Here is a 13,940-nt window from a genome sequence, read left to right as displayed (position 1 = left end):
ATTGGGAGAGATCGGAACTGACATGTCTATACTACGTAAGCTTTCGCCGACTGGCCTCGGCGTGGCCGTCATGCTGCTTGGAATGCTGCTTTTCGCACTGAACGACGCCATGGGGAAGTGGCTCGTCGCCACCTATAGCCAGGGTCAGGTGATCCTTATTCGCAGCGCGGCGGCGCTTATTATCCTCGTTCCGATCGTCTGGCGTGCCGGCCTCTCCGGCCTTGTCAGAATTGAGCGTCCCGGCCTTCAGTTTGCGCGCGTTTTCTTTTCCACCGCAGAGCTTTTCTGTTTCTATTTCGCGGTCGCGGCCCTGCCGCTCGCCGATGTCATGACCTATTGGCTGGCCGCCCCCATTTATGTGGCGGCGCTCTCACCGTTTCTGCTCGGAGAAAAAGTGGGCTGGCGTCGCTGGACGGCCATCGCCATCGGTTTTGTCGGCGTTCTCATCGCGCTCAAGCCCAGTTCGGCAAGCCTCACCTCCGCAGCATTGTTTTCGATCCTCGGCAGCGCCGCTTTCGCTTTCATGATGTTGTCTGGCCGCCAGCTGCGCAATACGCCGGATACCGTGCTTGCCTTCTGGCAGATCATCGGTGCGGCGCTTGCGGGCATTGTCGCGGTATTCCTTACGCCATCGGGGTGGCTGCCGGTTCAGTCCGGTTTCGATCTCGCCTTCCTCGGCCTGCTTGGCGTCGTCGCCATGACAGCGCATGTGCTGGTCAACCGGGCACTTAAACTCGCCGATGCTGCAACCGTCGCACCGCTGCAATATACGCTGCTGCTCTGGGCGGTGATCTTCGGCTGGCTGTTCTTCAACGATGTGCCGCAGACCAGTATCGTTGTCGGTGCAGGCCTGATTGTTCTTTCCGGACTTTATATTTTCTTCCGCGAAAATACACTCAAGCGACGCCGTGAAACCGCCGAAGGACTGGCTGCGGAGCAGGTTTGATCTTTCCAGTTCGCCGTGGTCACAATCACGGGACTTGACGAAGGCGTGATCTTCAGGAAGTAAGAAGGGGCCCTGCGATGATTTGTCTCGCAAGGGCAGAGGAAACAAAGGTGCCGGGCCCCTCTGGCGAGAGTTTTACGGCGCTCTCGCGATGTCGGTACCGCCTGCAAAAATTGGCCGGCGGATTAAAAACTATGAAAAACCTGAATGTGCTTCGCGCGCGTGCTTTCTGCGTGCGGCCTGACGCCTCTCGTCGGTCCGTGAACGTCCTCGTCATTGGAGGCGACCGGACATGAGCGCTGCCCAGAAAAACACGCTTACCTACTTCAAGTGGGCTTTTATCGTCACCATTGTCGGCCTGATCCTCGGCGGTTATCTCGGTTGGGAAATGACGGGAACGGTGGGCGGCACGGCGACGATCTTTTTCATCTGTGTCGTTCTGGCGGTGCTTGAAATCTCACTTTCCTTCGACAACGCCATCGTTAACGCCAACAAGCTGAAGGATATGACACCGGTCTGGCAGCATCGCTTCCTGACATGGGGTATTCTGATTGCCGTTTTCGGCATGCGTATCGTCTTCCCGCTGCTCATCGTGGTCGTCGCGGCCAATGTCGGCCCCTGGACAGCTCTCGTCATGGCGGCCACACAGCCGGAACGTTATGCGGAAATCATGCGTGACGCCCATCTGCCGATTGCTGCTTTCGGCGGCACCTTCCTGATGATGGTCGGCCTCAACTTCTTCTTCGACCACGAAAAGGATGTGCACTGGGTACGCTGGATCGAGGAAAAGGCTGCAATCTATTCCTCCGTCAAGGGCATCGAGATTGCCTTCGTGCTGGTCGTCATGCTGATCTTTTCCCGCATCATCGGCGCAAGCGACAATCCTGAACTTGGTCCGGTCGCCGCCAACACCTTCTTCCATTCGGCGATCTGGGGTCTTCTGACCTTCCTGCTGGTGGAAGTTGTCGGCGGTATTCTCGACCGCAGCCAGGAAATGCTGGAGGGCGCTGCAAAAGGCGGCTTCGGTGCGTTTCTTTACCTCGAAGTGCTGGATGCCAGCTTCTCCTTCGACGGCGTGATCGGCGCTTTCGCGCTGACGCAGAACCTCTTCATTATCGCCATCGGCCTCGGCATCGGTGCCATGTATGTGCGCTCGATGACCATTATGCTGGTCGAGAAGGGAACCCTGGCCGAATATCGCTATCTGGAGCACGGCGCCTTTTATGCGATCCTCATCCTGTCCGTCATCATGTACGTGCAGACCATGGTGCATATTCCGGAGGTCATCACGGGCCTTGGCGGCGCGGGCCTGATCGGCATCTCGCTCTGGTCGTCGATCCGCTATAACCGGCGACAGAATGCCGATGCGGTCGATGCCGCGCGTGGCGCGGAGATCTGATCCGCGTATCCTTGCCTTCCGCTGTCGCGGCGGAAGGCAATTTTTATGCATTGAGTTATTTTTGCCTATTTTTATTGCTGTTTATCCTTTGCGGAAAATTTCGCCAAAAGACGAATTTTTCCCTTAAGTTGCTGTTTTTACGAATATTTGTGCGTTGCATCAAAACTGGCACGCTTCCTGCTTCTTATCCTGCAAGTCCAGAGGGGACATCATGGCCCGAAAACGGGTCAACAAATACCGCCGCGCCGCGCGATCTTTCTGATCTGCGCCGTGCGGCGGTTCTGTTTGTGCGGGATGGTTCTTGAGTTTTCCGTTCTCTTGAATGAAAAAGGTAAGAAAACGACTGGAGGGGCAAGGTTTGCCTGCACAATTGTCGCCCTCGGAGGCGCTTGGCCTCTGGCATCGTGTGTCCACGACGCAGGTCATTGACGATCAGCCGGATTTGACCTTGCGTCAAACCGCCATCCTGCTGCAGATTTATCTCGTCACGCCACCACACACCGTCAGGGGTCTTGCGGCAACGATGGGAGTCACCAAACCGGTCATTACCCGCGCGCTCGACAGCCTCGGCGCTCTCGGACTCGTCGATCGGGTTCGGGATGAGCGGGACAAGCGCAATGTCGTGATAAAACGTACGGTGGCTGGTGCGCTTTATCTGGAAAAATTCGGCGACCTGATTATTGATCAGGCACGCAAGATCTAACCCCTGGATGTGAAACCCATGATGCTCGACCGCCGCCTGAATGTCTTCCGCTCCGATCTCGCCGATGAAAAGCTGCGGGGCGTGGTGCAGGCCGAACGTTTTGTCAGCGGCTCGCCTGCCCAGATCGCGGTGCCGGTTATTGGCCTGCGGCCGACGCCGGACCTTGCCGTCGGCATCGATACCGAGCTGCTGTCTGGCGAAACCATCCGTGTTTTCGACCGGGCGAACGGCTGGGCATGGGTGCAGGCGGATGCGGATGGTTATGCCGGCTATGTGCCGGAAAAGGCGATTGGCGATGTCGTTGTCGCCACCCATCGGGTGACTGCGCCGCGCACTTTTCTCTATCCAGCCGCTGAGTTGCGCAAACCGCCGGTCGCAGCACTGTCCATGGGTAGCCTGATCCAGATTGTAGGCGAGGCGGAGACACGCGGTACCCGTTACCTGCTGACCGAAAAAGGCGAAGGCATCATCGCCGCTCATTGCCAGGCCGTCGACGCGGCGCTTGACGAAGATTATGTGGCGGTGGCGCTGCGCTTTATCGAAACGCCCTATCTCTGGGGCGGACGCTCCGGCTTCGGTATCGATTGTTCCGGCCTCGTGCAGCTTTCCATGGCCATGACGGGCCGGCGGGTTCTGCGCGATACCGACATGCAGGTGAAGTCGCTCGGTGTGGAAATCGAGCGGGATGAATTGCGCCGCGGCGATCTCGTCTTCTGGAAGGGCCATGTCGGCCTCATGGAAAGCGAGGAAACCTTGCTGCATGCCAATGGCCATACGATGAATGTTGCACGCGAAAATCTCGATGCGGCCATCCAGCGCATCGGCTGGCTTTACGAAAAGCCGACGGCTTTCCGCCGGCTGGAGGATTGAGAAGGCGGCTTTCACGAAATTGTGCCTGCCGGGCCCTTTGTGGGAGAGTTTCCGACGCCTACATCGGTTGGATGATGGTATGGGACTGGCAACGATGAAGACGAGAACGGCAACACGACTGGCAACGATCGTCACAGCGATTTTGCTGAGCGCCCCTGCGCAGGCGCAGACCGTTTTTCAGAATGGTTTTGCCCCCGCACCGGATGCCTATGCAAACCTGCCGGGCGTCAAGGACCCGCGAACGCTGCAGCCAAAGGTCCGTTACAACTGCCATAGCGCATTGGGTGTGACCGGATATTCCCGAGGTCCTTACCGGGATGTTTTCGGCAGCCGTGGGCTTCCCGTTCAGGGGTATCGCTGTACCGACGAAAACGGCATTTCCAGTTTCGGCGGCAGAAATCCGGTCTCCAAGGACTGGTATCCCGGCATAAACCCCGTCGACCCGACCTTCTGAAGCCGCATGGTTTGAACGCCGGACCGAAAACCCCTTTGTGGTCTTCGGAAAATCGATGCGTGAGCTGTGGTGGCAGGCATTTGCCAGGCGGGTGCTCTGGACTTGTTGTCGCTTTTTCAGATAAATCTTCCGCATGACAGGTTGATACCTGCCAGGGTGCGGAGTGACATCGGCTATTCTGACCTTTGGCCGATATTGGGGAATGCAAGTATGACGAAGACCGATATAGCCACCCGTGTCCACAATCATACCTGGAAGCTAGACCCGATCGTCCGCAGCCTGATCGACACGGATTTTTACAAGCTATTGATGTTGCAGATGATCTGGAAACTCTATCCGGAAGTCGACGCGACGTTTTCCCTGATCAACCGCACGAAGACGGTACGGCTGGCGGAAGAGATCGACGAGATGGAACTGCGCGAGCAGCTCGATCATGCGCGTACCCTGCGTCTCTCCAAGAAGGAAAATATCTGGCTTGCGGGTAATACGTTTTACGGCCGCTCGCAGATTTTCGAGCCGGAATTCCTCTCCTGGCTGTCGAGCTATCAATTGCCGGAATACGAGCTTTTCAAGCGCGACGGGCAATATGAGCTGAATTTTCATGGCCGCTGGATGGACACGACGCTCTGGGAAATCCCGGCGCTCGCCATCATCAACGAGTTGCGCTCGCGCAGCGCCATGCGTTCGCTCGGTTATTTCACGCTCGATGTGCTCTATGCCCGCGCCAAGGCCAAGATGTGGGAGAAGGTCGAGCGGCTGCGGGAACTGCCGGGCCTGCGCATTTCCGATTTCGGTACTCGCCGCCGCCACAGTTTCCTTTGGCAACGCTGGTGCGTGGAAGCGCTGAAGGAAGGCATCGGTCCTGCCTTTACCGGTACGAGCAATGTCCTGCTCGCCATGGATTCCGATCTCGAAGCCGTTGGCACGAACGCGCATGAACTACCGATGGTCGTCGCGGCGCTGGCGCAGACGAATGAGGAACTGGCCGCCGCTCCCTATCAGGTCCTGAAGGACTGGAACCGGCTTTATGGCGGCAACCTGCTGATCGTGCTGCCGGATGCGTTCGGCACGGCGGCTTTCCTGCGCAACGCGCCGGAATGGGTGGCAGACTGGACGGGTTTCCGTCCCGACAGCGCCCCGCCGATCGAAGGCGGCGAAAAGATCATCGAGTGGTGGCAGAAGATGGGCCGCGATCCGCGCAAGAAGATGTTGATCTTCTCCGACGGTCTCGATGTCGACGCCATCATCGATACCTACAGGCATTTCGAAGGCCGGGTTCGCATGAGCTTCGGCTGGGGCACCAACCTCACCAATGATTTTGCCGGTTGCGCGCCAAAAACCATCGCCAGCCTCAAGCCGATTTCCATCGTCTGCAAGGTCAGCGACGCCAATGGCCGGCCGGCGGTGAAGCTCTCGGACAACCCGCAAAAGGCGACCGGTGATCCGGGCGAGGTGCAACGGTACCTGAAGTTCTTCGGTGAAGAGGACCATAAGGAACAGAAGGTGCTGGTTTAAAGCTTTTCCAGGAAACTTGGAGCCCGGTTTTCCGTCCGGAATGCTCCGAATTGAAAACGGGCGCTCCGGTTGAGGAAGCGCCCGTGGAAGCCTGACCTATCAGCAGATTACTTCGCAAACTGGTGTGCAATATAATGGAAGAGTGCGCGGATGCCCTGCGCCTCGCCGCCGATCGATGAGTGATGCCTTTCGCTCAGAGACCAGCCGTAAATATCGAAATGCGCCCAGCGCCTGGTATTGGTGACAAAACGTTTCAGGAACAGGGCGGCGGTGATCGATCCGCCCATGCCGCCCGAAGGCGCATTGGTGATATCGGCTGCGCGCGAGCGTATATCCTTGTCGTAGCCCATGTAGAGCGGCATGCGCCACAACGGATCGTCCGTATCGATGCTGGCTTCCGCGATATCATGCGCCAGATCCTCGTCATCGGTGTAGAAGGGCGGCAGATCCGGGCCGAGCGCCACACGCGCCGCACCCGTCAGCGTCGCCATGTCGATCATCAGGTCCGGCGCATCTTCGTCCGCATAAGCGAGCGCATCCGCCAGAACGAGACGACCTTCGGCGTCGGTATTGTCGATCTGTACCGTCAGCCCCTTGCGGCTCTTATAGATATCGCCGGGGCGGAAGGCATTGGCGGAAATGGAGTTCTCGACCGCCGGCACGAGAACGCGCAGATCGACAGGCAGTTTCGCATCCATGATCATCAGCGCAAGGCCGAGGACATTGGCGGCGCCTCCCATATCCTTCTTCATCAGCGCCATGGAGGCGGCGGGTTTGATATCGAGGCCGCCGGTATCGAAGCAGACGCCTTTGCCGACAAAGGTGAGGCGCGGATTGCCCTTCTTGCCCCAGTTCATTTCCAGAAGCCGCGGCGCGCTTTCGCTGGCCCGACCGACAGCATGGATCAGGGGTAAGTTTTCCTTGAGCAGATCATCGCCGGTAGTGACCTTCACCTTTGCCTTGTAATGGGCGGCAAGCGCGCGGAAGGCAATCTCGAGCTCATCCGGTCCCATATCGTTGGCCGGAACATTGATGAGATCGCGCGCAAGGAAAACGCCGGCCAGAACGCGCTTGATCTCGCCGTCTTCCGCATCCTGCGGAATAAGGAGCTTTGCCCCGTTCGCCTTGGTGGTCTTGTATTTGTCGAAGCGGTAGCTGCCGAGGCCGAAACCGAGAGCGAGCCGATTGGCCGTCAGGGGTGCGGTTTCGATGTGCCATTCGCCTTCCGGCAGTTCACGGGCGAGTTTCCCGGTGATGAAGGGGATTTCCGAGGGATTGCCGCCGAGGCCGAGAAGCACGCCGCCCAGCGAACCATCGGCGGAAGGAACGAGGAGGATAGCGCCCGCCTCCGCCTTGAACCCCGCCTTCTTCGCCCAATCCAGAGCGACAGGGTCGATGGCGCCCTGTTCGATATGGGCCGGCGTGACGGCGAAAACCGGCAATGTGCTGCCGGCCTTGGAGCTGAAGGGGGTCGGGCGTTCGATGAACTGATAGGGCGCCATTATATGCTTCCGTAAATGTCGAGAATCGGTGCGATTAACGCTCTGTTAGGGTTAACAGATTATTGCTTAAGCGAAAGTTGCGTCATGTGAGTCTGTCGTGTGTCGGGCGCAAGATCGATCATTCTCGGGCGGGGGCGCTGCCATGACTGCATTTTCTTTGGGCGAGACAGGCCGGACAGGGTTGCTGCGGGGAGCATGTCTTGCCGCATTGGTTCTTGCGGTTTCAGGATGCGCGGGCGCCAACAAGCCCGATCGCATGTCCACCGGCTCCATTCCCGCGGCCACGCGTTCTTACGACCATCTGAACATGGAGCAGCTTCGGCAGGCGGAAGAGACCGCCGGCAAAGCCTATGAACGCAATCCCAAGGACAAATCGGTGGGCATGAATTACGCCAGCGTGCTGATGATGACCGGCAAGAACACACAGGCTCTCGCCGTCATGCAGCAGATCGCCATCGCCAATCCGGCCGACCGTGATGTGCTTGCCGCCTATGGCAAATCGCAGGCGGCTGCCGGCCAGCTGGAACAGGCGCTTTCGACCATCCAGCGGGCACAGACGCCGGACCGGCCCGACTGGCGGCTTTATTCCGCCGAGGGCGCCGTGCTCGATCAGCTTGGACGCTCGAACGAGGCGCGTTCCCGCTACAGGCAGGCGCTTGACCTGAAGCCGAACGACCCGAGTGTATTGTCCAACCTCGGCATGTCTTACGTCCTGTCGAGCGATCCGCGCACTGCCGAAACATATCTGCAATCCGCCATCGCCCAGCCGGGCGCCGATAGCCGCGTTCGCCAGAACCTCGCGCTCGTGGTCGGTCTACAGGGCCGCTTTGCCGAAGCCGAGCGCATCGCGGTTCAGGAACTCTCGCCACAACAGGCGCAGGCAAATCTCACCTATCTGCGCGCAATGCTTTCACAGCAGAACTCCTGGCAGCAACTGGCGAAAAAGGACGGTAAGCCGGCCGGTTGATACGCTTTTGCAGTCATAGAGGGGCCGCGCCCTGATGTTTCGTCGTCAGAATGTGTCGGCGACACGAATGCCGGCAGGCCCGAGGATGACGGCGATGAGAACCGGCAGGAAGAATATTATCATCGGTACAGTCAGTTTGGGCGGCAACGCTGCGGCCTTTTTCTCGGCTTCATTCATTCGCTCGTCCCGGCCTTCCTGCGCGAGAACGCGCAGGGCCTGGGCGAGGGGGGTGCCGTATCGCTCCGCCTGGATAAGGGCCTGCACCACGCTTTTGACACCGTCCAGTTGTGTGCGCATACCAAAATTCTCAAGAGCGACACGCCTGTCCTGAAGGAAGGACAGTTCCGCTGTCGTCAGAATCATTTCTTCTGCGAGTTCAGGTGACTGCTCGCCCATCTCTTCCGCTACGCGGCGCATGGCGGCTTCCATCGATACACCGGATTCGATGCAGATCAGCATCAGGTCAAGCGCATCCGGCCATGCCCGTTTGATCGATGCCTGTCGCTTGGTCATGCGGTTCGAAACATAGATATTGGGGGCGTAAAAGCCGACATAGCCGAAAAGAAGCACCGCCATCAGCCGAACGACAAAAGCCTGATCAGCCAGGTTTCCAAGAATAAAAACCCAGGTGAATGCCACGGCCAGGAAAATGAACGGAAAGATGAACCGGGCGGCGAGAAATGTATTAAGCGCATTTTGCGAACGAAAACCGGCTGCTCGCAGCTTGTTCATTGTGTTCTTGTCGGCAAGTGCTTCCCGGAGGTTGAATTTTTCGACGATTCGACGTGCGGACTTATTGTTGTTGCCTCGCAGGGAGGTCTTGCCGTCTCTGGTTGCTGTCGCAAGTCGCTCGCGCTCGCGGCTGCGAATGAGTTCTCGCTCCGACGATACGGCTTTCATGCGCTTGGCAAAGTCTTTTCGCTCGAAGAAAGGCGTAATGAGCGTATAAAGAGTGGCGAAAACTGCCACTGTTACCAGAATCGCAATAATGGTCTGCGGATTTGTCAGGTCTGAAAGGAGATTCCTTGTCATTGATGACCCTCAAATATCGAAATTGATCATTTGACGCATGATGAAAATTCCTATGAGCATCCATAGTCCAGATGCACCCAGAATGATGTGCCCGCGCATATCCGTGAATAGGACTGAAAGATAGTCAGGTGACGTAAAGTGCACCAGCAGCATAACGATGAAAGGCAATGCGCCGATAATGACGGCAGACGCTTTTGCCTCCATGGATAGGGCGTTCACTTTTGCGCGCATTTTTTTTCGGTCGCGCAACACCTTCGAAAGGTTGGATAACGCCTCCGACAGATTGCCGCCTGCCTGTGCCTGGATATTGATGACAATGCTGAAGAAACTCACTTCGAAAAGCGGCATGGTCAGCATCATACGCTCTATCCCTTGGGGAATCCCGATGCCAACCTGCTGCGCATCGACAACTCGCTGAAACTCTGTCTTTACCGGCTCCTGACCATCTGACGCGATCAGGCGTACCGCGTCGTTCAACGGCAAACCCGACTTGATCGAGCGGCACATGACATCAAGCGCATTGGGGAATTCCTCGAGGAATTTTTTCTGCCGTCGCTTGAGGAGAAAAGCCAATACCCAGCGTGGCAATCCCAAGGCCGCAACAGCGGCGACGAAGAGAACTGTCATTAACGACAGACCGTAGATAAGTGCAATAAAAGCGGCGCAAGCTGCCGCGCCAAGGCTCAGAAGGTGGAACTGCCGAACGGAAATTACCAGCCCAGCCTGCATCAGTTTATCGCGCAGGCTGACATTCTTTGTTTTTTTCGCCTTTTCATTTTGTTTCTTCTCCATGTCCCGCAGGCTGTCCTGCATGGACTTGCGGCGCTTGCTGAGCTCCTGAACCCGATCGCGCGCAGCTTTGATATTTGCGTGATCCGTCTCTGCGGCCCGCACCCGCTTGAAACGACTGGTGGTCTTTTTTTCGACCTCTATCTGCTGGAAAAGAAACGCATAAGCGAGTGCTCCTGCCGAGATGGCGACGAGTACGGCCAGTAACACTATTGTCGGGTCCATGGCAGTCGCTTTCCCTTAGGATGTCTTTTCCATCTCATCGAGCGCGGCCGCCAGGCGTTTTTCTTCGCCGTAATAGCGTGCACGATCCCAGAAGTTGGGCTTGCTGATACCGGTCGATACGTGTCTGCCGATCAGCCTGCCCTGCGCATCCTCGCCTTCGATCTCGTATCGCATCAGATCCTGGGTGACGATGACATCGCCTTCCATGCCGATCACTTCCGTGATCTGCGTTATCCGGCGCGAGCCGTCGCGCAGACGCGCCGCCTGAATGACGACATTGATCGAGCCTGAGATGATTTCACGCACGGTCTTGGCCGGCAGGGTGAAGCCGCCCATGGCGATCATCGATTCGATACGGCTGAGGCATTCGCGCGGCGTATTGGCGTGCAGCGTTCCCATCGAACCGTCGTGACCGGTGTTCATGGCCTGGAGAAGGTCGAAAACTTCCGGTCCGCGCACTTCGCCGACGATGATGCGTTCGGGCCGCATGCGAAGGCAGTTCTTGACGAGATCGCGCATGGTGATCTCGCCTTCTCCTTCGATATTCGGCGGACGTGTTTCGAGCCTCACCACATGCGGTTGCTGCAGCTGCAGTTCGGCGGTGTCTTCGCAGGTGATGACACGTTCATCCCTGTCGATGAAGCTCGTCAGGCAATTGAGAAGCGTGGTCTTGCCCGAGCCGGTGCCGCCCGAAATGACGACATTACAGCGGACGCGACCGATAATTTTGAGCAATGTCGCGCCTTCCGGCGTAATCGCTCCGAAACGCACCAGCTGGTCGAGTGTCAGCTTGTCCTTCTTGAATTTTCGGATCGTCAACGCCGGACCGTCGATGGCGAGCGGCGGCGCGATGACGTTGACACGCGATCCGTCCGGTAGGCGCGCGTCGCATATCGGGCTCGACTCATCCACCCGTCGGCCGACCTGGCTGACGATGCGCTGGCAGATGGAAAGCAACTGCGCATTGTCACGAAAACGAATATCGGATTCGATGGTTTTACCGCCGACTTCGATGAAGGTCTGGCCGGAACCGTTGACCATGATATCGGCGATATCATCGCGAGCGAGGAGAGGCTCCAGCGGCCCGTAACCAAGAACGTCATTGCAGATATCTTCGAGCAGCTCTTCCTGCTCGGCGATCGACATGGCGAAATTCTTGATCGTGATAATATCGTTGACGATATCGCGAATTTCCTCGCGTGCGCTCTCCGCGTCGAGCTTGGCGAGTTGCGAAAGGTCGATCGTATCGATAAGTGCGGAAAATACCTGGCTCTTGGTATTGTAGTAATCTTCCGTGCGGGCGCGTTTTTTCTGTGCCGGCGGTACGCTTGCGGTCGCCTGACGCATTGCCGGCGATTGGCCGGGTTCAAGAGTGTCAATCGCAGCAGAACGAGGTTCAGGCGCCGTCACCGCCTGCATATGTACAGGTGCAACAGGTTCCGGCTTCGTGCTTCTGGCTGGGCCCTCAGGCCCGCGTTTTCCGAACATCGGCGTTTCCGTCTAAGGGCGCAGGCAAAAGACCTACTTGCGCTTGAGAATATTCTTCAGTTTTTCGAGACCGCCGCGCCTGCTTTTGCGCAGCACGGAGCGGCCTGTGATGGTGTGGGCGATTTGCGAGAAGGTTTCCGCTATTTGCGATTTTTCATCCATCTCGCTGATCATTCGGCCGCTATTGGCGGCATTTCCGAATAATGATGCGTCGAACGGGATGATCGCGATCGGTTCGATTTCAAGCGGCTCAAGGAAATCCGCCGGCGCGATTTCCGGACGTTTGGGCATGCCGACCTGATTGAGAACGAGATGCGGCAATTTATCGTTGGGTCTCAGCTTTATCAGCGCGTCGAAGAGATTTTTCGTATTGCGCAGGTTTGCGAGATCGGGAACGGCCGTTATGACCACCTCATCGGCTTCCGCAAGGACTGCCCGCGTCCAGTCGCACCATTGGTGGGGAAGATCGAGAACCGCAACCGGGGCGCTGCGCTGCAAAACCTCGAGGATCGGCAGAAAGGCTTGACGATCGAGATCGTAGGTGCGGTCGAGAAGAGACGGCGCTGCCAGAAGCGACAGATGATCGGAACATTTCGTCAAGAGACGGTCGAGAAAAACCTCGTCCAGCCGCTCCGGCGAAAAGACCGCTTCAGCCATGCCTTGGGCAGGGTCCTGATCGAAATCGATATTCGCCGTTCCGTAGGCAAGGTCCATATCAGCCAGAATGGTTTCCGTGGAAAAAAGACTGGAAATACCAAAGGCGCAATTGTGCGCGATGGTGGACGAGCCCACACCGCCCTTGGCGCCAATGAAGGCGATGTTACGGCCAAGCGGCTCCGCTTCCGGATCGACGAAGATCGCGGCGATCGAACCCAGGAGATCGGCCATATTGATTGGAGCGACGAGATATTCGGAGATGCCGTTGCGGATGAGATCGCGATAGAGCGTTATGTCATTGTGCCGGCCGACGATGATGACACGCGTGGAGGGATCGCAAACCTCCGCCAAAGGCGCGAGATCGTCCAGCAGTGAGGCGGGTGAGCTTGCTGTTTCGAGAATGATGAGATTGGGTGTGGGTGACGTGGAAAACATCGTGGCTGCCGCATTGATGTCACCTTTGGTCACCCGCAGGGTTACCTTGCTCATGCGCCGGTCGCTGGACAATGCGTCCATGACACCTTGCATATTGTCGCTGACGCAGAAAGCGTGAACGGAAATGCGGGGCAGGGGCCGCAGGTGGTCCATATCCGAAGCGCGCACGGGCGGTTCGGCTTCTGTGCCGCCGCTTGGCTTGATATCGTATTCTACAGCGCTCATCGTCTTTCCTGCCGTGAGAAATCGTGGATCTGCATCAGTTTGTCGGTGCCGTCGAAGTACCGCTGCGATAGGTATCGATGACCACCGCCCGGCGTTCGGCATCAATCGGGCTCATGCCGCGCGGGCCGACGAGATCCATGGGATTGGCGATCTGCGCTGCGAGATTGCTCTGGGACGCGCATCCGAAATTGTACCAGTTCTTGTTGGCGAAGGTATTATCCGAGAGGTCCTCGGGCCATTGGCCGCACTGGCCAGTCATGGCGGTAACCGCAACATAGCTCAGGCGGATGGGCGCGGCGTCGCCATTCGGGGAGGCGGCATAGTTCGTCTGCATGATTTTTCCTGGCGCCACACCCGCACCCGAAAGCGCTGAGCGAATCTGTTTTGCCATTCGTGATGCCGCCGCGGAGTTGGCGGAGCCGGAAGGTATTTGAATATTGACTATGCCCGTCGACATGGATGCATAATTCTGGGCAAAGCCACGAACATTGTCTGCCATCGCAGTGGTCAAGCGGCTATCGCCGGCAGAAACGGGTATGTCGAGCGAGTGCTCGGCTTCGGACAGCGTAATCGGGTGGCGGGTGCGATAGTCATCGGGGATCGCGTTGGTCGTCATGGGGTCACGGGCGCAGCCCTGTAGCAACCCCGCGACAACAGCGACGACAGCCGCAAGGCCGATCTGTTTTGCGAAAGGGCGGTGAGTGTTTGCGTGCATGATGTCACCTGCGCGGTC

At 57.8% G+C, this 13,940-nt stretch carries 14 protein-coding genes; 8 read left to right on the top strand and 6 right to left on the bottom strand.

Annotated elements, in window-relative coordinates; all coding sequences use genetic code 11:
* The first annotated feature begins 22 nt into the window (after window positions 1–22).
* The 7 genes from O9X91_RS02900 (at window position 23) to pncB (ending at window position 5,887) form a co-directional block, all read left to right on the top strand.
* Complete coding sequence (locus tag O9X91_RS02900; protein ID WP_193559328.1) at window positions 23–946, top strand: DMT family transporter; 924 nt, start codon at window positions 23–25, stop codon at window positions 944–946.
* Between the two features lie 292 nt (window positions 947–1,238).
* Window positions 1,239–2,345 (top strand): DUF475 domain-containing protein, encoded by a 1,107-nt coding sequence (locus O9X91_RS02895; RefSeq protein ID WP_137409587.1) that lies wholly within the window; start codon window positions 1,239–1,241, stop codon window positions 2,343–2,345.
* An 11-nt stretch (window positions 2,346–2,356) separates the two neighbouring features.
* A complete protein-coding gene (locus tag O9X91_RS02890; RefSeq protein ID WP_142913761.1) occupies window positions 2,357–2,650 on the top strand; it encodes a hypothetical protein in 294 nt (97 codons plus the stop codon).
* Between the two features lie 53 nt (window positions 2,651–2,703).
* Window positions 2,704–3,048: a MarR family winged helix-turn-helix transcriptional regulator gene (locus O9X91_RS02885; protein ID WP_077984611.1), complete on the top strand. Its 345-nt coding sequence runs from the start codon at window positions 2,704–2,706 to the stop codon at window positions 3,046–3,048.
* 18 nt (window positions 3,049–3,066) lie between these two features.
* A complete protein-coding gene (locus O9X91_RS02880) occupies window positions 3,067–3,918 on the top strand; it encodes a C40 family peptidase (protein ID WP_142913760.1) in 852 nt (283 codons plus the stop codon).
* 94 nt (window positions 3,919–4,012) lie between these two features.
* The gene (locus O9X91_RS02875) at window positions 4,013–4,372 is read left to right on the top strand and encodes a hypothetical protein (RefSeq protein ID WP_077984610.1); all 360 of its coding nucleotides are present in this window, start codon (window positions 4,013–4,015) and stop codon (window positions 4,370–4,372) included.
* Window positions 4,373–4,582: 210 nt separating this feature from the next.
* Entirely contained in the window at window positions 4,583–5,887 is a 1,305-nt protein-coding gene (gene pncB / locus O9X91_RS02870) for a nicotinate phosphoribosyltransferase (protein ID WP_077984509.1), read from the top strand.
* 107 nt (window positions 5,888–5,994) lie between these two features.
* On the opposite strand, the gene O9X91_RS02865 is transcribed toward pncB, so the two are convergent.
* A complete protein-coding gene (locus O9X91_RS02865) occupies window positions 5,995–7,389 on the bottom strand; it encodes a leucyl aminopeptidase family protein (protein ID WP_142913759.1) in 1,395 nt (464 codons plus the stop codon).
* Window positions 7,390–7,645: 256 nt separating this feature from the next.
* On the opposite strand from O9X91_RS02865, the gene O9X91_RS02860 reads away from it, so the two are divergent.
* A complete protein-coding gene (locus O9X91_RS02860) occupies window positions 7,646–8,356 on the top strand; it encodes a tetratricopeptide repeat protein (RefSeq protein ID WP_162520590.1) in 711 nt (236 codons plus the stop codon).
* 45 nt (window positions 8,357–8,401) lie between these two features.
* Here the strand turns inward: O9X91_RS02860 and O9X91_RS02855 are convergent, their stop codons facing one another.
* The 5 genes from O9X91_RS02855 to O9X91_RS02835 are packed head-to-tail and all read right to left on the bottom strand — an operon-like array spanning window position 8,402 to window position 13,922.
* Window positions 8,402–9,388, bottom strand: coding sequence for a type II secretion system F family protein (locus O9X91_RS02855; protein WP_077984506.1), 987 nt, complete (start codon window positions 9,386–9,388; stop codon window positions 8,402–8,404).
* Between the two features lie 9 nt (window positions 9,389–9,397).
* On the bottom strand, window positions 9,398–10,402 hold the full coding sequence (locus tag O9X91_RS02850; protein WP_077984505.1) for a type II secretion system F family protein: 1,005 nt from the start codon (window positions 10,400–10,402) through the stop codon (window positions 9,398–9,400).
* 15 nt (window positions 10,403–10,417) lie between these two features.
* Entirely contained in the window at window positions 10,418–11,890 is a 1,473-nt protein-coding gene (locus O9X91_RS02845) for a TadA family conjugal transfer-associated ATPase (protein ID WP_269833585.1), read from the bottom strand.
* Window positions 11,891–11,923: 33 nt separating this feature from the next.
* Complete coding sequence (locus O9X91_RS02840) at window positions 11,924–13,207, bottom strand: CpaE/TadZ family protein (protein WP_269833584.1); 1,284 nt, start codon at window positions 13,205–13,207, stop codon at window positions 11,924–11,926.
* Between the two features lie 34 nt (window positions 13,208–13,241).
* Window positions 13,242–13,922, bottom strand: coding sequence for a CpaD family pilus assembly protein (locus O9X91_RS02835; protein ID WP_077984609.1), 681 nt, complete (start codon window positions 13,920–13,922; stop codon window positions 13,242–13,244).
* Between the last annotated feature and the right edge of the window lie 18 nt (window positions 13,923–13,940).

The organism is Agrobacterium salinitolerans, assembly GCF_027498475.1.
GTDB classification, from domain to species: domain Bacteria; phylum Pseudomonadota; class Alphaproteobacteria; order Rhizobiales; family Rhizobiaceae; genus Agrobacterium; species Agrobacterium salinitolerans.
This window is presented reverse-complemented; position numbering and strand designations above follow the sequence as displayed.